Consider the following 23,816-nt stretch of genomic DNA (forward strand, 5'->3'; position numbering starts at 1 on the left):
TATGCATGCCGGTTTCTCGGGGAAGCTGGTCGAGAGGCGTGATTATGGATTCCATCATCTCTTCGACATTGCAGTTGTATCGCGACGCCGGCCGAGCGACGATTCGCTCGCTGGTCCGCGGATGGATCATCATCGTGGCATTGATCGTGTTCGCGCTCGCATTCACGGTGGCCGCGTCGCTGGCCCGCCCGCTTGGGATCGCCGGGGGATTTTTATTGGGCGCGGTGAACGCGTTATTGATCGGCGCCGTTCTGAGCTTGACCGAGCAGGCCGTGATGGGGGCCAGATCCTTGGGCCTGCGGGATGTCACGGACAGTTTCGGCCATTATTTTTGGGATGTGATCAGTGTCGGCTTTATCCTGTGGATTCCGACGATGGTGTTGGATATGAGCCTCCAGTCGAATCCCGACAGCCGCATGCTGGTGGCCGCGATCCTGTTGCTGGTGTTCATCCTGTTGAATCCCGCGCCAGAAGTGATCTACCAGGTCCGCCATGATTCCCCGTTGGACGTCCTCAAGAGCAGCTACGAGTTCGTCTTGGAAAATTGGATCGAATGGTTTCTCCCGTTGGCCCTCGTTTTAATGCCGCTGGGCTTTTCTCTGTTCGTGTCTTTGTCTAATCGCCTCGGTCGCGGCGCCGGTCTGGATTTTTTTCAACTGCTGATCTTGCCGTTTACCGTATTGACCGCATGGCTGAACAGCATGGGTATGGCCGGTGAGGTGACGAGCATGGCCGCTCTTCTGCTCACGCCGCCGCTGGCTGCCGCCATGTTGCTGTTTCGCGGTCACTTGTTCGCGGCGCTGCGGGGCACATCTCGCCGGCAGCGGGCGTTTGCGTCCAAATGGAGCGGCCACGGCGGCTAGGCGCACCGGCCCTGCCCGGGGCCGTGCAGCCGCCCCCGCCCAGGTGCAGCAAAGACGGAAGTTGTTGAGCAGCCGGAGAATCTGTTGTATGGGTTTACATACACTCCATTCCGATCACGACATCGTCGATCATCCGGCTTCTCGAGGGGCCTTCCGTGCGGCTTTCGATTTTTTGGCGATTGGTCCTGACCTATTTGATCATCATTATCGTCATGGCCGGGGTCAATGTCTACGCCTTGCTTCAGATTCGCCAGCTCTCGGGCTTAAGCGCCGAAATGGCTTCGCAGCACTATCCCGAAATCGAAGCGGCTAAGCGATTGCTCGTGTCGTTTTACGATCAGGTCCAGAGCCAGAAAAAATATCTGGCGGTTCATGCCGCTACGTTTCTCGAGCACTTCGATCAGGAGACGAAAGAATTCCAGCATGCCTTGGCGCAGCAGTACGGCAAGGAATCTTCGCTGCAAGGACAGCAATTGCTCAAGGAAGCGGAGCGGTTGCAACAGCAGCAGATTGCGCTCTTCCACGCGCAGCTGTCTCCGGCGGCGACGGAATCGGAGTATGGAGCGACGTATGATGCGCGCATGGAGGCGATCGCGGATCGCATGGCGTCGACATTGCAGGGTTACATTCGCCTCCATGAAGCGAGGATCAGCCTCGGACTGGACGAAGCGCGGGCCAGCTCCATTGAGGCCGAAGCAGTGACACAACAACTCGTCCTGGTGGCATTGCTGTTTGGACTGGGTCTTGCGACGATCGCCAGTTACAATATTTTACGGCCGCTTCGGAAGCTTCAGGCCCATATCGAGCAGATCGGACAAGGTCATTTTCCCGCTTCCTTGCAAATTCGCGCGCCGAGTGAGCTGCGCGAGTTGGGCGACACCGTCAATTGGATGGGAAAACAGCTTCAGCAACTCGACGATATCAAGAGCGAGTTTCTGGCTCACGTCTCCCACGAATTGCGGACTCCGATGGCTTCGATCCAAGAAGGCACGCACCTATTATTGGATGGGATTCCGGGGCCTCTGACGCAGGATCAACGCACGACCCTGCGGATTATGGCGGACAGCAGCCGGCGTCTCATACATTTGATCTCCACCATTTTGGATTTGTCGAAAATGGAAGCGGGGATGATGGAATATCGGTTCACGCCGACCGATCTCAGGAAAATCGCCGAGGTGTCGGTCAATAAGATTCGTCTGCTGGCCGATGCCAAGCATGTGCAATTGCTCGTCGAGGCGCCGAGTGACCGTCATTGGGTGAAGGCCGATGGAGGACGGATCGAACAAGTGCTTGATAATGTGCTATCCAACGGGTTGAAGTTCAGTCCGGAAGGGGCCGTGGTGAAACTCTCCATGATCCCGAATAGTCAGGACGGGCTTCTCTATGTCTCGGTTTCGGACGCGGGGCCCGGCATTCCGGCCCAAGAACTTCCTCATATCTTTGATCGGTTCTATCAGGGCCGGACTAAAGCCAAGCGGGCCGCCATGGGCAGCGGGCTGGGATTGGCCCTGGCCAAGCGGGTGGTGGAAGCGCATGGCGGACGCATTTGGGTGGAAAGCGAGGTCGGGAAGGGAACCACGATTCGATTCTTTCTTTTGTTGACGCGGCCGGGGGGAAGATGATGCGACCTCGTCTCATCCGGGCCGGCATCTTTGCCCTCCTTTGGTTGGCGTGGCAAGGTGGGTGCGCCGCGGTTCCGACTCCGGGCAGTGGTCCCTATTTCATCTCGGATGCCGCCGACGCGAAATCCCTGCAAACTTTGGTCAAGAAGCAGGAGGCGCTGATTGCGAAGTGCGGGCCGAAGAGCACCTGCGACCACGTATTGTTTACGCGCGCATTGGCGGCGTTGTATGAAAATCAGGAATCGGCCCTACGGTATTTCGAGCGGGTGATTGCAGCAGCTCCTAAAAGCCAGCTCGCCTCTTCGAGTAAATTATGGATTCAGGTGCTCCAGAGCGGTACGATCCCTCCCGATCAATCCTGGCTCCAAGCGCTTGCCGGGGCGCCTGCCATTTCGAGGCACAGTATTCTTCTGAATCAGGCCACGGAACGGACGGTACGCGATCTTCTCGATCGCGAACTGATCATTCAGCAACTACGGTCGATTCAGGAGGCCGAATCCCAGTCGGTGGAGAGTCTGCACCGGGAACTGCAAGAACAAGAGAAGAAAGTGGAAGCGTTGAGCTCCAAGCGCGAAGCCAGCAAAGTGACGATCGAGGCCGGCACGCTCCAATCGTTGCAGCGTCAGCTGACCGATCGCGATCGAAAGATCGAAGAATTGACCGGCCAACTTGAGGCGCTGAAGCGAATCGATCAGGAAATGAGAGAAAAAATTCGGCCGATCCGTCCGCCGTCGAATACGGCACCGGCTTTGGCCCCCGAGCCCACGAGACCATAGGACCGATATGGATCAAGAACGAATTCTCGTCGTCGATGATGACGAAGGCCTGCTGCACCTGTTGAAAATGCGTCTCTCCGCGATGGGATTCATCGTGACGCCGTGCACGACGGGACAGGATGCGTTGAATGCCGCCAAACAGCAAACGTTCGACATGGCCATCACTGATCTTCGTTTACGTGGAGAGGACGGACTGGAGGTCACGGAAGAACTTTTGCGGACGCAACCGGGATTGCCGGTCATCATTTTGACGGCTCACGGCAGTATTCCCAACGCCGTCGAGGCAATGCAGCGGGGCGCCTTTGGTTATTTGACGAAACCATTTGACGATCGCGAGTTGAAGGCCGCCATTGACAAGGGGTTGGACCAGCAGCGGATGAGCCGTGAGATTCAGCGGTTGAAGTCTCTCGTGAAGGAACTCTACGGCTTGGAGAATGTGATCGCCCGCAGCCCGGCGATGCAGCGGTTGTTTCAGAAGATCGCGCAGGTCGCCGACTCCGACGCCACGATTCTGCTGACCGGTGAAACCGGCACAGGAAAAGAGGTGCTGGCCCGGGTGATCCATACCAACAGCCGCCGGGCCAAAAATTCCTTTGTGGCTTTGAATTGTGCGGCCATCCCGGATGCATTATTCGAAAGCGAATTGTTCGGACATGTGCGGGGCGCCTTCACCAGCGCAGTGTCCAGTAAACGAGGATTTTTCCAAAGCGCCAATGGCGGGACCTTATTTCTGGATGAAATCGCCGAATTGCCGCTGTCCATGCAGGTCAAGCTCCTCCGAGCGGTGCAGGAACGCGAAGTGCGTGAAGTCGGGGCCGACTATGTGACCAAGGTGGATGTGCGCATCATTGCCGCCACGAATAAGGACCTTGGCGAGGCGGTTAAAGCGGGGACGTTCCGGCATGATTTATACTATCGAATTTCCGTGGTTCCCCTGACCGTTCCGCCACTCCGTGAACGGAAAGACGACATTCCGCTGCTGGGGCAGCATTTTCTGAAGCACAGCGCGGTGCGGGCCAATAAAGATGTGCGCGGATTTACTGCGGCCGCCATGCACCGGCTGATGGTATATCCTTGGCCGGGCAACGTGCGAGAGCTCGAGAATGCCATTGAGAAAGCCGTTGTCATGACCCGGCAGGATCTGATTTCCCCGGACCTCCTTCCCACGGTCGGTGTCGCGCCCGATATAGCCATGAAGCCGTTGACCGAAGCCAAAGAGGAATTCGAGAGGACATATCTGCGGAATCTGCTTCAGATGACGGGCGGCAATATTTCTAGGGCCGCGCAATTTGCCGGGCGTTACCGGGCTGATTTCTACAAAATGTTGAAGAAGTATGGTCTGCATCCCTCGTCGTTGAGGGGGAAGGCGGAGACTGATATGGGAGAAATCACGGAAGAGGATTTAAGAGAAGTCTGAGGAGGTGTAGTACGTTGATTCTATGATTGCTGTGATGAGACGTCGGTCTACGCTAGTCACCGCTTGCTCCAATCACCACGATCGCTTCCGTCCAAGCCGCGTGTTTGCCTGCAACTCTGGATCTACCGCGAACGAAACTCTCCAGCCTCGTTTGCTCTTCAACAGACGTACGGATGAATTCCAACCCGACTCGATTACCCTCTACCCACCGTACCGCGGCCAGCGGTACATGGAGCGGAATTTGGAAGTCGGGAAGAAACAGGCGAAGCTGGACATACTCACCGGATTTCAAGGTGGCGGCGCTTTCAAGGAGGCAACCCGGCAGAGAGACATCTAAAACGTGACCTTCTCCAACACCGCCGTCTCCTGCAAAAATCACTGAGCAAGCGACCGAAATCCTCTGGCTATATCGAGTTTCCATGCCTTCCTCCATGCCCTGTCCCATAGAGAAACCTTCCATCAGATCGAGTGAGAACCGGATAATAGCCGATTCACCAACGCGCATGTAGACCCTGAAAAGGGTAACTCCAATGAGGGCACCGATCATGCCCCTTCCGCCCATGAAGCGGTCAGAAGGTTCCATGAATGGACGACAATCTTGGGAGAGGCGGGAGCCATAGCGGGGGCTATGAGCAACACATCCGCGGGGATCTCGATGTGAGCGGATCTAACCGGTACGGTGAAACGGGGCACTAAAGAATGCGATTCCGATCAAGCAGTCAGGTACCCACTTGCTTGTACATCATAGAAGTACCAGTAAAAAGTCGGGAGGTCATCGCTCGTTAAGCCGAGATCCACTGCCTTGTCTATATGGCCTCGAAGCAAGGCCCATTCCGCCGCTTTCCAGGCCAACTCATCGGCTCCCATGTGATGGCTATTGAAGAGTCCAACAGCCGGGTTTGAAAGGATTATGGTGAGAGTCTGTCTTGCCCTTGTGAGCGCACCGCGTACACTGCCGTTCCAGCAATCGGTTGGGATCGGCGGTTTGGTTGTGTTGTGCGGCGGGGACCATGGGAGAGCGGGCAGGACAACAAGGACATTTTGGAACGGTTGTACCGCGCTGTGTGGCTGGTTCCGACATAATTTTCCTTGTCATTACAGTGATGAATCTCGATCCACGGTATAGCAAGTGTAGCAAATTACGGGTCGATCGATGGCCGGACCGAACAATTGCAGGATTTCATGAAGAGAAGCGATGGGGCTTCCTCGTGGGCGCGGGCTTGACCATCACGGAATTCCTTGTTATAAAAATGATTGGTTGACGAAGGTTCGGCGGGGAGAACGGCGTCGTTCTCTTTCCGGAACCCAGCTGAGGACAACGACGTCCTTTTGGCTCATGGAGAAGCCGGAAGGGCGTTTTTTATGTTTCCAGCTGGCGACACGGGGAGGACGACATATGAATCACCGGACCATCCTGGCCATGATTTCTGGTGTGCTTTTGAGCGGATGTGCTGCCGCTCATGTGGATGATGGATTGGTAAAAGGGGCGCTGCAAGAGCGGGACGCTGCCTCTGTGCGATTGGCCAACGCCATCGCGCGGTACTGTACGGTGAACACGGATACACTCGAATCAAGGCACAACTGTATCGTGGAACAACGACTTCTAGTGGTTCAGCGCGACCAGGTCGAGCTTGCGTTGAAATCGCCGGCCCTTCGTCCCGGCGAATCGGTACCGTCCCGGGACTTTCGGCCATAGTTCATTAGCAAAGACGATCCCGATGTCCGCTCCAGGATTGCGCTATTCCCTTGTTCTCTTGGCCGCGGCTCAATTGATCACGTTGTGAGGCATCTGCCTTCTGTATTGACGAGCCAGCTCATCCGCCTGTTCGGCTTCAGACCAGTACTGTGACGCCAAGTCGCGATGGCGTTTCACCTGTTCGGCATCTTGTCCGAGTTCCCTGGACTTCGTCTCCGCCTCAATCTCGTATCGTTGGGCGAGCGCGCTGAACTCTGCGGCTTGCTGGCGGTATTGGAACTCGGTGGCTCGTAGACACTCGTAATTCGTGCCGCACGCAGTCGTGACGGGAGTGGTGGTTTGTGCCACGCATCCCGCGACCACCGCTCCGATGAGAATCACACAATTCCGCAGGAAGAAATGTGACCGCTTCATTGTCCGCTCCTTTCGATGAGGCTCATCGTTTGTGTTGAATCATTCTACTGCAGGAAATACCTTTCGAACAGCTCATCGGATACGGCCCTGAATAACTGACGGCCCCAATTGGTTGACCTAACGATTTCTGACAAGAGTGGGAGATATGTAGCCATGTACATTCACAGTCTTCGACGATGCACCTGGCTGGTGCTGATGCTGGCGGGATGCGCGTTATTTCAAAGTGAGGAGGTGACCTATCTGAAGGACGCGAAGATGCGCCATGCCACCCAAACCGAAGTCAAACAACGCTTGGGGGTTCCGAAAATGGTCGGGCCCCTCTCCACCGGCGAAACAGCGTGGCGATATCAAATCTGGACTAACACCGGCGGAGACCTCAACGGTCCGGGAAGAAGTTATTGCGATCAGTACGATCTGCGTTTTGACAGCGAGAACATCCTGCGCGATTGGACTCGCCAAGCCTGTTAAACAGGTGGGACGGAGCGGTCCCAGCGGCGCTTCATTTGCGAGCAAAGACTGCTCGGCGCGCTGGATGCCATCAGTTTTGATAACTAGAGGACCGGCGAGCGACCTAATCCGGCGCAGAATCGATGGACTCCCACGCGCTCATCGCTCAGAGGCGCGCGGAAACGCACGGGACGCACATGTTCGAGGAGAATCCCTGGTGACGACCATGAAAGGATGACTCCTCGGCAGGCTGGCGTCGTGTGTGCGCGTGGGCGGCCACCCGAAAATCCCGTACGGTGGTACATTTTAGATAATGGCGGGTGGGATGTATTCATCCGTAACCAGAACGGATCAGAGAAGAAGAAGATCAGTATGGGCGCCGTATGAAGTTCGCCGTTGTCGCGGTCGTCGCAGGATTTCTCTGTGCGAGTGCAAGTGGGGCGGCATCGCAACGAGTCAATATCAAATTGAGCGGAGAATACTGCCTGTTCTATTTAGTTGATCTCGAAAAGGCGCTGAAAAAAGTTCCCGGCGTCAAAGGATTGGATTTCGAAACAATGAAAAACCACGTCATCGTGACTATCGTGCCTGGAAAGGTGAATCCGCAATCGTTGCTGTCTGCGGTTCGTAGTATTAAAGGCACGGGATATCGCTGTAACGGTCGCTTTGATGGTGAGCCGGGTCCGGTGCAAAATTACTAAAACATCGACCGCCTTGGCGTCGCTTCGAATTTCCCTACAGGCGATCTCTCAATCGGGCTAGATTTCAGCCGGTCCTGCCGTCTCTCCAGTATCCCACATTCCTACATTAGACCCTCACAGGACATCTCGATTTACCAAGTCTCGGAGGCGTATGCTGTTTAGAGTCAATGAGCGAATCACGCCACAAGCAGAAAGAGAAATGGAGGACGTATCATGAACACAAGAGGCTTTTGGTTTGGACTCGCCGTTGGAACCCTCTCCACGTGCATACTCGGTCAGTGGGGCTTCTCCGCCGCGAGCAAGGAGACGGATCCGCCCAGGGGCATATCCCCCGAAGTTGTTGCCGATTATATACATAGCGTGGTCCAGGCTGAACGAACATTTTACACGACCGAGGTCGTGGAGCGGATGCAGACGCGAGGCATTATCTACGCCTCGGAACATTGGAGAGAGAATGGCGATCTTCCTTTACCCGCCCAATTTTTACTCGAAACAGGGCGCCTCGTGGCGGAAGAAGAACATGGGGTTCAATTCCGGCTGATCAGCAATTGGGCGATTAATAAAAAGAACAGCCCGACCACGGACTTCGAGCGGACCGCCCTTCAGAAGATTCTCGTGAATACCGATCGTCCTTATGTGGGTGTCACGACCGATGGCAAGGCCCGCGTCTTCAAAGCCCTTTATCCCGATAAGGCTCTGTCCCAGCGGTGCGCCGATTGTCACAATGTGCACCCCAGAAGTCCAAAGCGGAATTTCAAGGAGGGAGACGTGATGGGTGGGATTCTTCTCACGATTCCACTTCCGCGATAGGGAAAAATGGTTCTTCTCGACCAGTTTCGCGAGGTGGTTTGGTCATTTGATTGGTCTCATCACCGGTTTGATGACCTTCTCCATTCACGGATGTTTCAATTCATTGCGATGGCCGTGACAGGCCCGCACAGCCTCATAAAGGCTCTCGGCAACACTGGCCTTGCTCACAAAATCAATGGCCCCCGCTGCTTTCATCGCTTCGATGGTATGGGCCTCCTCATTAACTGAGAGACCAATCACTTTCACCCGGGGAAATGTCCGGGTAATCTGCCAGGTTGCCTCAATACCGTTCATGCCCGGCATGTTCATATCCATCAATACTATATCGGGCTGGGATCGTTGGCATTGGTCGAGGGCCTCTTGGCCCGAGGCAGCTTCTCCCACTACCTGAACATCCAGATATTGAGCCAGCAGACTGAGGATGCCTTGCCGGACAAGCGCGTGGTCATCGACAACGAGAATCCGAATAATCCGCTGTGGATCACTGAAATGATCGGTTGGTAAAAGTGGCGGCTTTGTAGTGCTGAGTCGGACCGGGAGGACAGGCACAGCTTTTTCCAATGGGATCTGTAAGGTTGCCCTGGTGCCTTGCCCCACAACGCTGTCAATCATCATCTCTCCTCCCAGTGCGTCGAGCCGTTGCCGCACGCTGGCGAGCCCGAATGTGCCTGAGATGAGGCGATTGGAACTTGCGACGTCAAATCCTCTTCCGTGATCTTCCACGGTAATCAAGACGATCTCCTCGGCCTTCGCGACCGAAACGACCGCGAGGTTCACACCTGCATGCTTCAGCACATTGAAGAGAAGTTCGCGCACAATCTGATGGATCAAGATGGTCTGATCCTCCGTCAGCTGTAAGGCTCGATCAGGACAGACCACCTGCACTAAGAGCCCATGTCGGTGCATTTCGGTTGCTAATTGATCGAGCACACCTGCGAAGGAAGAGTGACTCAAGGCGATAGGGTTAAGATCGGAAACCAAAGTTCTCGTGTATTTGAGGCTCCGATCCAGCAGGTTGCGAAGATCGAGTAGGGCATCGAGGGTGTCCTCACACGCTCGGCTCATGGCATGAGACACCTTGAGATGGGCCACCACGAGAAGTTGAGCGAGGCAATCGTGTAGGTCCGTCGCGAGCCGGCGTCGCTCCCGTTGCTCCGTTAGGATGAGTTGTGAGGATACGTGCTGCAACTGACGCTGATGGTGGACGAGCTCATCTTTGCGTTTGAGTAGCTCTTGTTGTGAGGCTTCCAGCGTGCGGAACGCCCGGTCGCGCTCATCGAGTACACTATGCAAATGGGCATTCAACGCTTCGAGCTCCATTGGGCTCCGCAAGGCCATGGCTTTGGGAATCAATGGGATGAGAAGCATCCCCGTCGAGAAGGATACGCTGGCGGTCACGAATTTTACCCAGCCTTCGGTCCAGTAGGCCGGGAACCAAATCGTCACCACCTCCATGACATGGGTGGTCCCACAGGCAAAGATGAACAAGCCGAACAGCACGAACATCCATTTGAATGGAATATCGGCGCGTTTATACAGGAAATAGAAGAGGCTGATGGAGATGATGTAGTAGGCGGACGCGATGAATACATCCGAACCGACATGCAGCCACAGAACCGACGACTGCCAGAGAAAACATTGCCCGTGAGGCATGAACTGATCGGCTAACCCGTTTCCCGCCATATCGGCCCTCCTCGTATATCTTGTGGACCAGCCTTGCCAGACTTCTTTACTTTTCCGAGGTTCGGACGTGGCCGATTCTACACGAGGGATAAAAAAAGAAGCATGGTGGGAAGTATTGCCTCGTTACTACGTACGTGTATGCAAGGAAAGAAGAGCGATTGGCGGTAAACCCTGCGTCCCTGGTTCCGTACCAAGCGCCCTTAATGAAAGTGGCCGTGTGCCAATCGGGAAGGAATGGGAAAAGTCAGTAATGCAGCGAACTCCGATCAGAAGCCAGTTCTGTGAGTGGCCTACCAGTCAGACTAAAAAGCTGGGGAACCGATCATCTGACCTGGGATAGGTCGATTTATAACGAGCATTTATCACGCTGAACAGCCGGCGGCCCACACGAAGTGTGGATTGTGAGAGGAAATCACTGGAGGTGTAATGGCTTGTCAAGAACTGGCCCCAGGGTTTAGGTCGTGGTTGCGAGAACAACCGGCTCGCACAGTTGGCTCAGACACGCGATCGTCGGTCGGTCCATGGTCGAGGTCGGCATGGGGCCGGGGCCGCCGTGAGGCAACCCCCGGCGAACGCGAGGCTCTCAGGGTGGGCACCTAGACTGAGAGGCTCGCTCGATAAGCGACCCGTTCCCCATTCTAGTCATTGGAGAAGTACCGGGTGACGAATTTTGATTAAGCCTGGTGTCCAGGTCACAGTAAATGCAGAATCCGGCCCGTGTAGCCTTATAGCGATGACAATACCGGCAAGACCCCCACAGGAGTAACGCCTCTCGTAGTCTTTTCAATAGAGTCATTGGTTATCCAGCTCGACGAACCAATGTGCCCTGAACTTGGCAATAAAGCCACAATTTACCAGCGCTGCCGCGCTGTACTTATGACATGCCATACAGAGCCTTGGGACGAAAGGAGGCTGCACGGATATCGAACCATTGATGATCTCCTTACGAATCGCCCATATGGAGCATGGCGTAGCACTGTCACGGTTGGGCCTGGAACAGTCCTAGACTCTAAGTAGAGACAACACTACAAGCGCAAGTCGCGCACAAGACCGTCTTCCCTCTTATCTGAAGGTACAAGACGTTAGACGCTATGACTTATGCGTACCGTACGGTCAGTTCCTTAGCCCAAGGATGCTTGGCGTTGGATAGACTCATCACGTAATACGCGATGATGTCGCACTCGTCAGGTGTAAGGTCGCTTCCAAGTGACGCCGGAGAGAGAAGGGTTTCTGTAGCCCGAATGAAGTTCTGTACTTCGGGACGGTACGGAGCAGGCTGCACGGTACACCGCCTTTCGTAAGAGTGGACGATAAGGGCGGCATCAATAGGATGAGATGAAAAGAGGCGACAGTGTATTCCCAATCCTTAGAGGTTGCAAGCGGTCTGGAAGGCCCTGTCAACCCCAAGTAGAAATGTCCTCTTCTTCCCCAAGTAGAAATGTCCGGTTTATGTTCGGGCCTCCGCCGCGTGGCGTTCTTGTTCAGGCAGAAGCCGTTTGCGCCACGGATGATCCGCTGCCGGCTTGACTGGGCGCTGAGGGCGGTGGACTGTTGGGGCATCAGCCGCACGCACCGGACGCGTGGCGATAGCCGCATGGTCGAGCCTCCGGCTCTGATGTGTGATGCAGAGCGTCCCATCCACGCGTTCTTCCACCAGCACGTGGGTCGCCCGGACATTGGTCTGAACCTGATAGAGCTGCCCGTGGTGGGCCACAGTCCAATCGCGGCGCAGGACCCGCGGGGTATTCAGACACAGTGTGAAATATCTTGTTGAGAATGGGCCCCCTGGCTAGGCTAGAGTTCAGCCATTCCGGAAAGGGGGGTACCGATGTTAACGTCACGGCCAAAAGAACTGGAGACATTGAAGATTCCGAAACAGTACGGGTTCTACCCCGTTTTCACGGACAGTTCAGTTAAGAGTTTCTTCCCCTGCTGTTGAACCGCCAGTCTCCGTCGCTGCCGCGGATTGTGCCAGCGTTCGATGTAGTCAAAGACATCGGCTCGCGCCTCGGCCATCGTCCGGTACTGCCGCCGATTCACCCGCTCGCGTTTGAGGACACCAAAGAAACTTTCCGCCGCCGCGTTGTCGGCACAGCTGCCGATGGCGCTCATGCTGCAGGTGATATGGTGCGCCGCCAAGAATTGCTGGTACTCGTCTGACGTAAATTGACAGCCACGGTCTGAATGCAAAATGACCGGTGTCCTGCCTGGCCGCTGCCACACCGCCATCAACACCGCCTGCAGCACCAAGTGGCGATCCTGCCGCGAATTCATCGACCAGCCCACGACCACGTCCGAATATAAATCCACCACGATACAGAGATACAACCAGTGTTCGGCCGTGGAAATGTAGGTGATGTCGGTGACCCACTTAGTATTGGGTGCCGTGGCCGTGAAGTCGCGTTCCACAAGATTGCGCGTGCCGGCCGGCGGTATCCCCGACGGCTTGGTGCGCCAACGTCGCCGCTGCGGCACGCCTTGCAAGCCAGCCCGACGCATCATGCGGGCCACTCGGTGCCGGCCACACCGCTCGCCCGCATAGCGCAGCTCCTCCCACATCCGCGGACTGCCGATCACACCATCATGCTCCGTATGCAAGGCGCGCATGCGCCGCAAGAGGCGGGCGTTCTCCTGAGCCCGGGCACTCGGCGGGCGCGTCGCCCAGCCGTCATACCCACTGGCTGATACCCGTAAACACCGGCACATCAATCGGATGGGAAAGGCGGCGCGGCATCGCTGGATCATCCGAAACTTCATGTCGACGCTCTCGCGAAGAACGCTGCCGCTTCGCGCAAAAAGCCGCGATTTGACTCACCGTCACCCCGGGTACGTCAAGCATCGCCACCGCTTCTCGCTTGTACTCCGATGAAAACTTCCGTCGTGCTCCCATGACACCCCTCCTGGCCCATTATGGACCTTAAGTCAGGTGTCCGTAAAATCGGGGCAGAACCCGCCCCTTCCGCCTAATCTTTCTGGACGTTACCGCCCGGCGAAAGCCGTGCATTTCTCCCGACTCTTGCACTTTTCCATCCCCGACTGATTAAGGCAAAGAAGACCAGCTGAACCCTAAAAAGTGATGGCTCCCTTTGGAGCAGGCGAAGCTGCGGATTGCCAACACCCTTCCTTTGTCTCATCCTAATCATGCCTTAAGGAAACGAAACAGCTGAGCTTGGGGTCCGGCGGGATGCCTGGGAAAGCTCTCTGGCATCAGAAGGCAGGTGCTAATGGATCCTTGCTACAGACCTCGTCACGTTCTGATCTTGCTCCTGCTGATGCAGGTGGTTGGTGCCGCCTTCTTTAGCGGCTGCGCGGGCAGCGACTTACGGAAGGCGGAACACCTGGCAGCGAGAGGAGAGTGGGATAGTGCGGTTGAGGCCTATCGACTCGCGGTCAAGCACAACCCATCTAACCGGAACCTTCAGCTCGCGCTGGAGAGGGCGAAGCAACAGGCCGCGCATGCCCACTTTCTCGAGGGACGGAAACAACTTGACCAGAAGGAACTGCCTCTTGCGTTGCAGGAGTTCAAGTTGGCAACCGGTCTGAATCCGATGCAATTGGAATATCAATCAGTGCTGGCTGACGCATTAAAGCTTAAAGAGGCCAGAGACTTGGTCCAAGTGGCAGACCAGTTGGGAAGCCTTGGTCGCTACGATGACGCGATGGAGAGTTATAAACGAGCAGTAGAGTTTGATCCGAGCTTGACTGCTGCGCTCGATGGCATCACGCAGGTGACTCGACAACAGAGAGAAGAGAAAGGGCTTGGCAGGAGTCGGACACCAGTGACCCTTCGGTTTCAAGGCACCAAGCTTAGAGAAGTCTTTGAAGTTCTGGCTCGGGCCGAAGGCGTCAATTTAATCTTCGATAAAGACGTCAAGGGGGATGATCCGATCACGATTTTCGTTAAAGAGACGCCGGTCAATGAGGCGTTGAACTTGATTATGGCCACCAATGGCCTCTCTTCGCGACGGATCGGTCCCGATACTTTGCTCGTCTTCCCGACAAACAAACAAAAGCAGGATCTTTACGAAGACCTTATGGTCCGGACCTTTTATCTGGCCAACGCCAAAGCGAAGGAGATGGTCAATGTCGTCAGGACGCTCCTTGAGGCCAAACACATTTACGTCAACGAGCAACTGAACGCGCTTGTCATTCGTGACCGCCCACAAAAGCTCCAATTGGCGGAGCGCATTATTCTTGCCAACGACAGGCGTGAACCCGAGGTCTTACTCGAACTGGAAGTATTGGAAGTGGACCACACCAAGTTTCTACAGTATGGGGTCGACTTCGCGAAAAAGGTCACGGCATCCCTGGCGCCACCAGGCGGACAAGCAGGAGCCTTCGCCTTTCAGCAGCTGACCTCGCTAGGGTCGGGCAGTTATGCTTTTACGCTTCCGGGTACGATCACGATTGATTTTCTGAAGCAGGAAGCGGATGCCAAAACGCTGGCGGCTCCCAAGCTGCGTGTCTTAAACAATCGACTCGCCAAGATTAACGTCGGAGACAAACAACCGATTCTCTTGTCCACCTCGAATGTCCTGCCCGGCCAAGCAGCGACCGGTGCGATTCCGGTGACGTCCACGGTCACCTCCATTGAGTTTAAGGATACAGGGGTTAAGCTGACCGTCGAGCCGAATATTCAACTCATGAACGAAGTGACGTTAAAGCTTCAGATCGAGGTCACCACTCTTGGTGAACAAGTAGAGCTTCAGGCAAGTCCCCCCATCAGACAGTTCAAATTCGGGACGCGGATGGCAGAGACCATTTTGAACTTGAAGGATGGCGAGACGGTCGTCCTCGGGGGACTGCTTCAGGATACGGAAAAGGCCCAGCGAAGCACGGTACCGTGGCTTGGAGATCTCCCAATTCTTCGACATCTCCTGAGCAGCGTTCAGACAAACGAAACCACGACCGAGGTTGTTCTGACCATCACTCCGCATATCGTGCGCGGCGTAACCCCACCGGCAGTGGAGACCCAGTACTTCTGGTCCGGGACTGCCACATCCTTTGCTACTGAACCGTTGTTTTCCAATACGGGACGGAATTCTTTGCGGAGGAATGCCTCTCATCCGGCTGAGAGCCTCCCATCTCCGAGTGAGCCAGACGCTAAGCCGGCGCAAGATCTGCACCCCTGACGAAACTATGGGCTACGGAAGCAAACGATGTCGGTGCAAGGATGGGACAAATGGCTAAACGGCGCGACAAGGGAAGGGACATTCATGGCAAGTAACATACAGGCGTTCTTCTTAAGGCGGCTTCAGACGCTCAGCACGCGCACAATCGTGATCATGATTCTTCTCGCTCCTGGGTGTACGGCTGATCCTAATCTGTTGGGTGAACCCTCGATCGAGCTTCTACGCCGACAAGCCGAAGCGGTGGCCAAAGAAATGAGAGCGGAGGCAGCCAGGATGAAAGCCGAGGTGGCTGCCACGCGCATTGCAGCCGCCAAACAGGAAGCCGAGCTTCAGGAATTGCGCGAACAGCTCAACAAGAGACGTGAATCACTCGAACGGGTGCAGAAGGATTTGGAGGTGTTACAGTTGGAGCGCGATCAGGCTCTGAAGACGAGCGCCGAGTTGAAAGCCCAATTGCATGAATTGCCTCACCTACGGCAGCTTGCCGACGAAGCCATAGCGGCCAGAGCTAGAGTGAGGGAAATGGGAGCAGCCTTGGCTCTACGGACCGCCGAGCTCGCGCAAGCGAAACTCGAACTGGCCCAACGGCGCGCTGGAAGGACGGACAAATTCAAAAAACCCGTCGTCATGGAGGACCAACAATCCATAACTGCGGTCTGGGCTGATCCCGTTCAGTACGTTCTGGGCGAAGGCTCGATGACGCGCGTCGAGGGAGGGCGATCGAGCTGGGTGACCGTCAAGCCAGGTGACACTCTCTGGTCCATAGCGCAGCAACACAAGATCACGGTATCGGCATTGAGGGTGGCCAATAGCCTGCAAAGGGATCTGATTGTCGCTGGACAGACTCTCCTCCTTCCCTCTGGTGTGGCCACTCGCCCTCATGATGAAATGAATAATGATGCTGACCATTGAACGACGATAAGCTCTCTCTGCAGGACGTACACGCAAAAAAGAATTGTATAACTCAAGACTTCATCTGACAGACAGCGAGTCCTCACCGGGTTTAGGCCGCTAACATTTTCTCCTTGGCCAGCGGCACACTGTCGACGAAGGTGTGCATGGGCGTCTTGCCATAGCACCAGCGGCCCTGATGAGGGCGCTGCTCGTTGTACTCCTGTATCCATGCATCCAGGTCGGCCTGGAGTTCCTCCAGCGTCTGATAGATCTTCTTCCGGAACGCTACGCGGTAGAACTCGTTCAACATCGTTTTGTGGAACCGCTCACAGATCCCGTTGGTCTGGGGATGCCGCGTCTTGGTGCGCGTGTGATCAATGTTCTCCACGGCAAGGTACAATTCGTACTCATGGCGCTCCGGCGCGCCACAGTATTCCGTGCCACGATCGGTGAGCACACGGTTCAGCGGAATGTCGTGCTGCTCGAAAAACGGCAAGACTCGGTCATTGAGCAATTCCGCGGCCGTCACCGGCGTCTTTCGGTCGTATAGCTTGGCAAAGCCGACTTTGCTGTAGGTATCGATGAAGGTCTGTTGATAGATCCGGCCCACGCCCTTCAACGTCCCGACGTAGAACGTGTCCTGCGCGCCGCAGTAGCCGGGACATGCGCTCTCGAATTCCCCGTGCGCTTCTTTATCCGCGGTGGCCTTCTCGAGCGCCACCACTTGCGCATCGGTGAGCACCAGACCTTCTTGCGCCACCTTCGCTTCCAGCGCCTTCAATCGTTTCCGCATCGTTTCGAGATCATGGCGGAGCCAGATGCATCGCACGCCCGCCGGGGAAATCGTCAGGGCCTGCTTGCGCAGTTCATTGGCCACGCGGGCCTGCCCCCAAGCCGGCTGCTCAATGGCCATCTGCACAATCACCTGCTCCACTTCAGGCGCCACCCGATTCTTGAGGAGGGGTTTCTGTCGCGAAATCTCTTGGAGGGCGGCCTCGCCGCCCCTGTCGTAGAGTTCTTTGAACCGATAGAAACTATCTCGGCTATACCCCATCAGCTGACAGGCTTTGGAGACATTACCGAGCTGCTTCGCCAGTTCCAACACGCCGACTTTGGCCTTGATGATCTTCTGCTCCGTCGTCATTGTCCTCGCTCCTTTCGAAAGAGGGAGGACTCTACCTGACTGTCAGTTTAAGTTCTAGCTTTCACAAAAGAATCCTTCCTGCTCTTGCTGAACACCTGCTCTTGTTGAACTTGTTTACCGGGTTGTGATTCGGGTATCCTCGGACACTGCATTGCTCAACCCCTTTCTCCTTATGACACTTCCTGTTCGTCTTACATGAGGAAAAAATGCCTTATGACCCGTTATGCAGCCATAACGGGGCCGGGGTCAGAATCTGCAGTTACCTTTCTGCTAACGCCAATATTCACTAAGCAAAGCGGCCAGGATTGGCCACTATGGTCTTTGAGGAAGAGGTACGCAGGCGCCTGGCCTATAACTTCGGGAAGAGGTTAAACAGATTTTGACGGCTTTGAAGATTGATTTGTCCAAATCAGCGACTGTGCGAGTGTGGATCGTGAAGGCCAAGCTTGAACTCCTAGTCAAACATGCGGGCGTGGAGTATAATGCGACCGGCTAAGCCGCTGTTGCTTTGGGACTAACGAACATCCGCAAAAAAGTCGCCGCCCTGTCCAACGCCTTCACGTTGGAGTCCCAACCGGAAAGTGGCACCCGCATATTCAGTGAGCTGCCCGTTCATCCCGATAGCGAGTCAGATGAGTATTAAGATTCTGCTGGCCGACGATCATCCTCTCGTCCGTCAGGGAGTGCGGACGATACTCCAAGCGGAAGGCGATATCTCGATTGCTGGAGAAACCGGCGATGGTTTAGAGGTGGTCCCGCTCACGGAATCGTTGCGTCCCGACATCATTCTGCTGGATCTCATGATTCCCTCTATAAGCGGGCTTGAAGTGACGCGCCAGATCACTAAACGGATTCCTCGCGTCAAGGTCATCGTCCTGTCAATGTATAGCACCGAAGCCTATGTGTTGGAAGCGCTGAGAAATGGAGCGGCGGGATATGTGCTGAAATCAGCCAGCATGGATGAACTTATCAAGGCGGTCCGCGAAGTGACGGCAGGTCGCCATTATCTGAGTCCGCCGCTGTCTGAAACCATCATTGAGGCCTATGTCAAGAAGACTGATTCTTCGGCAATCGACCCATATGAAACGCTAACTTCCCGTGAACGCGAAGTGTTGCACCTCGTTGTCTCGGGGCATAGTACCATCAATGTTGCAGCCAAGCTGTTCATTAGCCCACGAACTGTAGAGACCCACCGGTCCAATCTCATGCGGAAACTCAGTTTGAATAGCCAGACTGATCTCGTCCTCTACGCGGTTCGCCGCGGAATTGTGCCCGCCGAACGCTGACAAGCTTACTTACACCAGGCCTATTCGGACCTAATAGAGCCATTGAGGCTCAGTGTCTACCTGCACGGTCTCCGGGTTTCAACGCAGACTTTTTCCGTAGGCGAATCTAAAGAAATTACGCGCCGGTACCCTAGCACGTCCGACACGAAATCAATAGAGTGACATTGTTTTTTGAAGCTTCAGGTCGAGCAAGCGTGCCATCCCTGGCGAGCGATCATTCGACAGAGATATTGAAGATGGAGGGATACGCCATGTCTGGGAATGATGCTTATCATTCGTTATGGATCACGCGTCGGTTGAAAGATGTAGCAGGGTTCACCTTAATCGAGCTCATGATTGTGGTGGCGATCATCGGGATCTTGGCAGCCGTGGCCATTCCGAATTTTCTCCAATATCAGCTGAAGGCTAAGACGTCCGAGGCCAAGACCAACCTTGGCGGGATCAAAACGGGGATGGCCGCGCTAATGATTGAAAAAAGTTGCGGTCCAGCTATTGCGGCGAATCCGCCCGCAATCCCCCCCAGAGGTGTGCTGACGCCGTGGAACGTTGGTGGAGGGCTGGCCATCACGCCTCAGTTCTGCGCACCTCCCCCTGCGTCCGGCGCCTTTATGGGAACCTTCGAAGACGTCGGCTTCAGGCCTTCCGGCCCTGTTCGCTATCAATACGGCGTCGCGTCCTTCCTGGCGAGCGGCCAGATGCCTCAGGTTGGAGTCAATGGCTGCCTGAACCCCGCGACTGTTCCTGCAGGCGAGGCGCCGGCCGCCGAGAATGCGGGCTTTATTGGGTACGCTCTGGCAGACCTGGACGGTGATGGCAAGGCTGCAAGTTATCAAATCGGAGATGCCAGCGGAGTGGTCGAATGCAGTGGCGGTCGATTCTGAATCGGTTCCCTTCGCGCACTGAGGACCACTCGGCTCAAGCCGTGGATCTGCCCACGCGGTTTATTCCGGGGGTCATCGTCTGCCTGTTGTTCACGGGATTTGTCGAGTTTCAAACAGCGCGTGTGTCGCAAGTCCGGCAAACGGCCATGCAAATTCAAGAACTGGCGTTTCTACCGCCCGGTGAGTTTTTGAAGCCGTTTCTGCTGGGATATAACCAGGTGGCCGCAGACGTGGTTTGGCTTCGTGTTCTACAGGTCCTCGGCCAGCGTACTCTGACCCCAAATGAGTGTGAATGGTTGTATCACGCATTGGACGTGATGACCACGCTGGACCCGCAATATGCGTATGCCTATCAGGTCGGTGGCGTCGCCTTGACCGAACTCGCCCACCGCGTCGACTTGAGCAATGCGCTCCTAAAGAAAGGGCTGAAGGCCAATCCGGCTGACTGGCAGATTCCCTTCTATCTTGGATATAACAGCCTCTTCTATCTCCATGACTACGCCCGGGCCGCCGACTATATGGCCCTTGCCGCACGCCTGCCGGGGCGCCCGCCCTACCTGCCGGGTTTAGCGACTCGTCTCTATGCAGAAGTAGGGCAGGTCGAGGTTGCCCTGGATTTTGTCGTCCCGCTGTGGCGCGAGGCCCGGGATGTGCACACCAAAGAAGCGCTCGATACCCGAATTAGAGAATTGATGATCGAACGCGACATCAGGGCTCTGGAACAAGCAATGACACGGTATCGCATAGCCGAAGGGGCAGTACCACAGAACTTATCGGCCCTCGTTGAGAACGCTTTCCTACAAGCCATCCCTCAGGAGCCGTTTGGAGGAGAGTATCGCCTTGATCAGCAAACAGGAACCATCACGAGTAGCACGCACCCGCATCGGTTGGGGCTCGGACGATGGAAGCATCAACGCGAAAAGGCGGATCGAACCCAACAGTGACCATGAGTTCTGAAATTGTGTTTCGAACGGAGTCGCTGAAAAAGGTCTTCCGGACGGGCTTTTGGGGACGTCCCTTCACCGCTTTAGATGACTTAAATCTTGAAGTCCGACAGGGTGAAGCTTTCGGCTTTCTCGGACCGAACGGCGCAGGGAAATCGACGACACTGAGAATCTTAGTCGGCCTAATCCATCCGACCGCAGGCAAGGCCTGGATCTTTGGGCACGAGGCCGGAGATATCAGGATCAAGAACCTCGTAGGATTTCTCTCAGAGGCGCCGCATTTTTATCAATATCTGACGGCTGAAGAATGTCTGGCAATTTATGGGCGTTTGTTCGGTCTCAGGGGAAAGGCCTTGGCGACCCGCATTGAAGAACAGTTGGAGATGGTGGGCTTATCGGGGGCAAGCCGTCTTCAGCTTCGCAAATTCTCAAAAGGCATGCTGCAACGCTTGGGAATCGCACAGGCCCTGATCAATGATCCTCGGTTGGTGATCCTTGATGAGCCGATGTCCGGGCTCGATCCTTTGGGCAGAAAAATGGTGAGGGATCTGATCCTGCGCCTCAAGACGCATGGCAAGACTATCTTCTTCAGCTCTCACCTTGTTCATGACGTTGAATTTCTATGCGACCGAGTCGGCATCCTGGTTAAAGGACGGTTGGCGGCGCTCGGGACCGTGGAAGAACTGCTGGGACCTTCGGCGAACCAATGCATCGAAGTGGTCGTGGGAGGACTGGATGACGAAGGCGTGGACTATGCGAGAAAAATCGCCCAAACGGTGGTGACGTACGGACACCGGGCGCTTGTCGTGCTCGAAAGCCAGGAGCAGGTCAATCGCATGCTGGTTGTGATCCAATCACGCGGGGCGACGCTTCTCTCCCTGGCTCCGCACAAACGTTCATTGGAAGCCCTGTTGATGCGCGCATGAGAGTGACGCGATGGAAACTGGAGCGGTGAACAGGCTGCTGGTGATTAGCATGAATACCGTTCGAGAACACCTGCGCGAGAAGATCCTTGCCAGCCTCGTCGTGTTTGCGCTGCTGCTGATCGCCTCTTCTATGCTGCTGGTTCGCTTCAACCTCGGCGATAGCCGCCGACTGATCCTGAACCTCGGCCTTGCATCGCTCAATTTCTTTGGAACCGTCATGGCAATTTTTATCGGGATCGGTCTCGTAAGCAGGGAAATCGATAGCAAGACCATTGAGGCGGTGATCACTAAACCCATCCGGAGATGCGAGTTTCTCATGGGAAAGTACATCGGCTTGGTTCTGACGTTGCTGCTGAACATCTTTTTGATGATGGCCGGCATCCTGATGGTTCTGACGGTCATGGATATACCGATCGAGCCGGTGTTGTACAAGGCCGTGCCGTTGATCTTCCTAGAGTTGATGGTGGTAACCGCCGTCGCATTGCTGTTTTCGACCTTCACCAGCGCCACGTTGAGCGCGATTTGTACACTCGCGATCTATGCCATCGGCCATCTCCTCGAGGATTTTAAGACGCTCAGCGTGAAGTTTGATTCGGGGGCGCGGGTGCTGATCGACGTGATCTTTTACATGCTGCCGAATCTTGAACAGTTCAATATGAAAGGCCGGGTGATTCACCGCCTCGACATAAGCGCAGTGGAGATGGAACTGGCGCTCGGTTACGGCATCCTGTATACGGCGTGGTTGCTGGCGATCGCAGCCATCATCTTTCAGCGACGAGACTTTCGGTAGATATGCACGTTTCCATCGAGCATGACTATGCCAAGCCTCGAACAAAACCAAGACGGCGCAAGCGTAGCAGCTTCATGGTTAGCCATCATGCAACGAATTCGCGACATCCTTCGTGCAGTGGTCTGCAGAAACAACCGGATCAGCATGAGCAGCCTAGCTTGCCACGAGAAAGAGAGGGGGGTATGGACGCATGAAAGCAGACGATCCAGCATCGAACGGGATTCTTGTCTATTCTTTGAAAGGCCAGTTGGTCTACAGTAATCGAGCAGGAAGGGAAGTTCTTGATGCATTCCAGTCCGGCACAGACCTTTCTCCGCCCAGGAATCGGGAGAACGGTCTGGAAATCAAACGGCTGTGCACGCGTGTAAGGGAACTGATGACGGCATCGCAAAAAAGACCCGGCGTGGAACGCGCCAGTCTGTGCTGGGAGGTGCCGCTTGAAATTGGCGATCGGCTCTACCGGCTGAGAGGATTGGGGATTGAATCGTGCATGAGGGAGGAGCCGCGCATCGTAGTGCTGGTTGAGATGCAACACCGGCCCACCGGGAGTCTCGACTTGGGGGCCATTCACGAGCAGTACAAGCTGACAAACCGAGAGGGACAAATCCTCGATCTTCTGGCGAAGGGGAGAAGCTACAAGGAGATTGCGTATGAGTTGTCCATCTCCGCGAATACGGTTCGAGATCATATCAAAAACATTCGATTTAAGATTCATGCCGATAGCAAGTGCGGCATCCTGGCAAGATTGTTGGAGGCTAAGGCCGGCGTAGAAGGCAGCGCACTATCGACGGATCTGGATTCTACATCGTACAAGGATCTAAACAGGCATAGGATTAAGCAGAAAGCCAATGGATTCCATCCGGATGTAAAAGTTCCGTTCTCAACGCGCCTTGTGAAGAAAAAGTCAAATGAGAATCGCGCTGTGACAGCAGACATCAGTGTTGGCCACGATAGGATCATGACCCTTCCAAGTGGAATGGGCAAGGTCAGAAGGTTCAACGTTCCGTAGGAGTCAAGAGTTAACCTTAATTCGAAAAGGATAAAGTCGGGTTCTGCTGAATCGGATCAACAAAAACGGCCTCCTGTGTGGTAAAGAGAGCGGGCGCGCCAACGCACCACCCGCACCATTTCTGTATGAGACCACTTCATACCCTCCCAGTATGAAGGTTCACCCCGCCTGATTGTACTCCCTCCCTGCTACCGTGACGGCGTGCGCGGCATATTGGCACGCTTTCCACTGATGCCAAGGTAACATCACTGCTGACCGAAAGCCTGTGGCCTTCTGTCGGACAGCTGGGTCAAGGGAGTCTTGCGGGCTGCCTGGAACTGTCTTGAGAAGCGGTGTATTCTTATACCCCTCTAAGGCAAAGGCCATCGGAACTAAGTAAAC

21 protein-coding genes and 1 pseudogene are annotated in these 23,816 nt (G+C 55.3%); 16 read left to right on the forward strand and 6 right to left on the reverse strand.

Translation table 11 applies throughout. The annotated features are described in order from the left end of the window. The first annotated feature begins 44 nt into the window (after window positions 1-44). The 4 genes from ACWGXE_RS08735 to ACWGXE_RS08750 all read left to right on the forward strand — a co-directional run bounded on the left by ACWGXE_RS08735 (window position 45) and on the right by ACWGXE_RS08750 (window position 4,678). A complete protein-coding gene (locus ACWGXE_RS08735; protein WP_447602954.1) occupies window positions 45-863 on the forward strand; it encodes a hypothetical protein in 819 nt (272 codons plus the stop codon). A 155-nt stretch (window positions 864-1,018) separates the two neighbouring features. Further along, window positions 1,019-2,485 (forward strand): sensor histidine kinase, encoded by a 1,467-nt coding sequence (locus ACWGXE_RS08740; RefSeq protein ID WP_447602955.1) that lies wholly within the window; start codon window positions 1,019-1,021, stop codon window positions 2,483-2,485. After that, entirely contained in the window at window positions 2,482-3,261 is a 780-nt protein-coding gene (locus tag ACWGXE_RS08745; protein ID WP_447602956.1) for a hypothetical protein, read from the forward strand. Before ACWGXE_RS08740 ends, ACWGXE_RS08745 begins: the two co-directional genes overlap by 4 nt. A 7-nt stretch (window positions 3,262-3,268) precedes the next feature. Next, window positions 3,269-4,678: a sigma-54-dependent transcriptional regulator gene (locus ACWGXE_RS08750; RefSeq protein ID WP_447602957.1), complete on the forward strand. Its 1,410-nt coding sequence runs from the start codon at window positions 3,269-3,271 to the stop codon at window positions 4,676-4,678. 52 nt (window positions 4,679-4,730) lie between these two features. Here the strand turns inward: ACWGXE_RS08750 and ACWGXE_RS08755 are convergent, their stop codons facing one another. Continuing rightward, window positions 4,731-5,099 carry a PilZ domain-containing protein gene (locus ACWGXE_RS08755; RefSeq protein WP_447602958.1) on the reverse strand — a complete coding sequence of 123 codons (369 nt, stop codon included), beginning with the start codon at window positions 5,097-5,099 and terminating at the stop codon, window positions 4,731-4,733. A 975-nt stretch (window positions 5,100-6,074) separates the two neighbouring features. On the opposite strand from ACWGXE_RS08755, the gene ACWGXE_RS08760 reads away from it, so the two are divergent. After that, the gene (locus ACWGXE_RS08760) at window positions 6,075-6,374 is read left to right on the forward strand and encodes a hypothetical protein (protein ID WP_447602959.1); all 300 of its coding nucleotides are present in this window, start codon (window positions 6,075-6,077) and stop codon (window positions 6,372-6,374) included. 69 nt (window positions 6,375-6,443) lie between these two features. Here the strand turns inward: ACWGXE_RS08760 and ACWGXE_RS08765 are convergent, their stop codons facing one another. Next, entirely contained in the window at window positions 6,444-6,788 is a 345-nt protein-coding gene (locus ACWGXE_RS08765; RefSeq protein ID WP_447602960.1) for a hypothetical protein, read from the reverse strand. 153 nt (window positions 6,789-6,941) lie between these two features. Here ACWGXE_RS08765 and ACWGXE_RS08770 point away from each other — a divergent pair, with 153 nt between their 5' ends. The 3 genes from ACWGXE_RS08770 to ACWGXE_RS08780 all read left to right on the forward strand — a co-directional run bounded on the left by ACWGXE_RS08770 (window position 6,942) and on the right by ACWGXE_RS08780 (window position 8,746). After that, on the forward strand, window positions 6,942-7,256 hold the full coding sequence (locus tag ACWGXE_RS08770; RefSeq protein ID WP_447602961.1) for a hypothetical protein: 315 nt from the start codon (window positions 6,942-6,944) through the stop codon (window positions 7,254-7,256). Window positions 7,257-7,618: 362 nt separating this feature from the next. Then, entirely contained in the window at window positions 7,619-7,936 is a 318-nt protein-coding gene (locus ACWGXE_RS08775; protein WP_447602963.1) for a hypothetical protein, read from the forward strand. 213 nt (window positions 7,937-8,149) lie between these two features. Then, window positions 8,150-8,746 (forward strand): Tll0287-like domain-containing protein, encoded by a 597-nt coding sequence (locus ACWGXE_RS08780; protein ID WP_447602965.1) that lies wholly within the window; start codon window positions 8,150-8,152, stop codon window positions 8,744-8,746. 84 nt (window positions 8,747-8,830) lie between these two features. Here the strand turns inward: ACWGXE_RS08780 and ACWGXE_RS08785 are convergent, their stop codons facing one another. From ACWGXE_RS08785 to ACWGXE_RS08795, 3 genes and pseudogenes are all read right to left on the reverse strand, one after another. After that, the gene (locus tag ACWGXE_RS08785) at window positions 8,831-10,429 is read right to left on the reverse strand and encodes an ATP-binding response regulator (protein WP_447602967.1); all 1,599 of its coding nucleotides are present in this window, start codon (window positions 10,427-10,429) and stop codon (window positions 8,831-8,833) included. Between the two features lie 1,447 nt (window positions 10,430-11,876). Continuing rightward, a complete protein-coding gene (locus tag ACWGXE_RS08790; protein WP_447602968.1) occupies window positions 11,877-12,143 on the reverse strand; it encodes a hypothetical protein in 267 nt (88 codons plus the stop codon). Between the two features lie 173 nt (window positions 12,144-12,316). Continuing rightward, window positions 12,317-13,319: pseudogene (locus ACWGXE_RS08795) on the reverse strand (IS3 family transposase). A gap of 334 nt (window positions 13,320-13,653) precedes the next feature. On the opposite strand from ACWGXE_RS08795, the gene ACWGXE_RS08800 reads away from it, so the two are divergent. Together ACWGXE_RS08800 and ACWGXE_RS08805 are read left to right on the forward strand one after the other, a co-directional pair. Beyond that, complete coding sequence (locus ACWGXE_RS08800) at window positions 13,654-15,561, forward strand: secretin N-terminal domain-containing protein (RefSeq protein ID WP_447602969.1); 1,908 nt, start codon at window positions 13,654-13,656, stop codon at window positions 15,559-15,561. Between the two features lie 84 nt (window positions 15,562-15,645). Further along, window positions 15,646-16,473 (forward strand): LysM peptidoglycan-binding domain-containing protein, encoded by an 828-nt coding sequence (locus ACWGXE_RS08805; RefSeq protein WP_447602970.1) that lies wholly within the window; start codon window positions 15,646-15,648, stop codon window positions 16,471-16,473. A 91-nt stretch (window positions 16,474-16,564) separates the two neighbouring features. Here the strand turns inward: ACWGXE_RS08805 and ACWGXE_RS08810 are convergent, their stop codons facing one another. Next, window positions 16,565-17,599, reverse strand: a complete 1,035-nt coding sequence (locus ACWGXE_RS08810) for an IS481 family transposase (RefSeq protein WP_447602972.1) — start codon at window positions 17,597-17,599, stop codon at window positions 16,565-16,567. Window positions 17,600-18,231: 632 nt separating this feature from the next. Here ACWGXE_RS08810 and ACWGXE_RS08815 point away from each other — a divergent pair. From ACWGXE_RS08815 to ACWGXE_RS08840, 6 genes are all read left to right on the forward strand, one after another. Further along, window positions 18,232-18,885 (forward strand): response regulator, encoded by a 654-nt coding sequence (locus ACWGXE_RS08815; RefSeq protein WP_447602974.1) that lies wholly within the window; start codon window positions 18,232-18,234, stop codon window positions 18,883-18,885. A 158-nt stretch (window positions 18,886-19,043) separates the two neighbouring features. Next, window positions 19,044-19,766 carry a type IV pilin protein gene (locus ACWGXE_RS08820; RefSeq protein WP_447602976.1) on the forward strand — a complete coding sequence of 241 codons (723 nt, stop codon included), beginning with the start codon at window positions 19,044-19,046 and terminating at the stop codon, window positions 19,764-19,766. Continuing rightward, complete coding sequence (locus ACWGXE_RS08825; protein WP_447602977.1) at window positions 19,745-20,710, forward strand: tetratricopeptide repeat protein; 966 nt, start codon at window positions 19,745-19,747, stop codon at window positions 20,708-20,710. Before ACWGXE_RS08820 ends, ACWGXE_RS08825 begins: the two co-directional genes overlap by 22 nt. A gap of 2 nt (window positions 20,711-20,712) precedes the next feature. Continuing rightward, a complete protein-coding gene (locus ACWGXE_RS08830) occupies window positions 20,713-21,636 on the forward strand; it encodes an ABC transporter ATP-binding protein (protein ID WP_447602979.1) in 924 nt (307 codons plus the stop codon). 10 nt (window positions 21,637-21,646) lie between these two features. Continuing rightward, window positions 21,647-22,426, forward strand: a complete 780-nt coding sequence (locus ACWGXE_RS08835) for an ABC transporter permease (RefSeq protein ID WP_447602981.1) — start codon at window positions 21,647-21,649, stop codon at window positions 22,424-22,426. A 190-nt stretch (window positions 22,427-22,616) separates the two neighbouring features. Beyond that, on the forward strand, window positions 22,617-23,435 hold the full coding sequence (locus ACWGXE_RS08840) for a LuxR C-terminal-related transcriptional regulator (protein WP_447602982.1): 819 nt from the start codon (window positions 22,617-22,619) through the stop codon (window positions 23,433-23,435). Window positions 23,436-23,816: the final 381 nt, after the last annotated feature.

Source organism: Nitrospira sp. Nam80 (assembly GCF_965152575.1).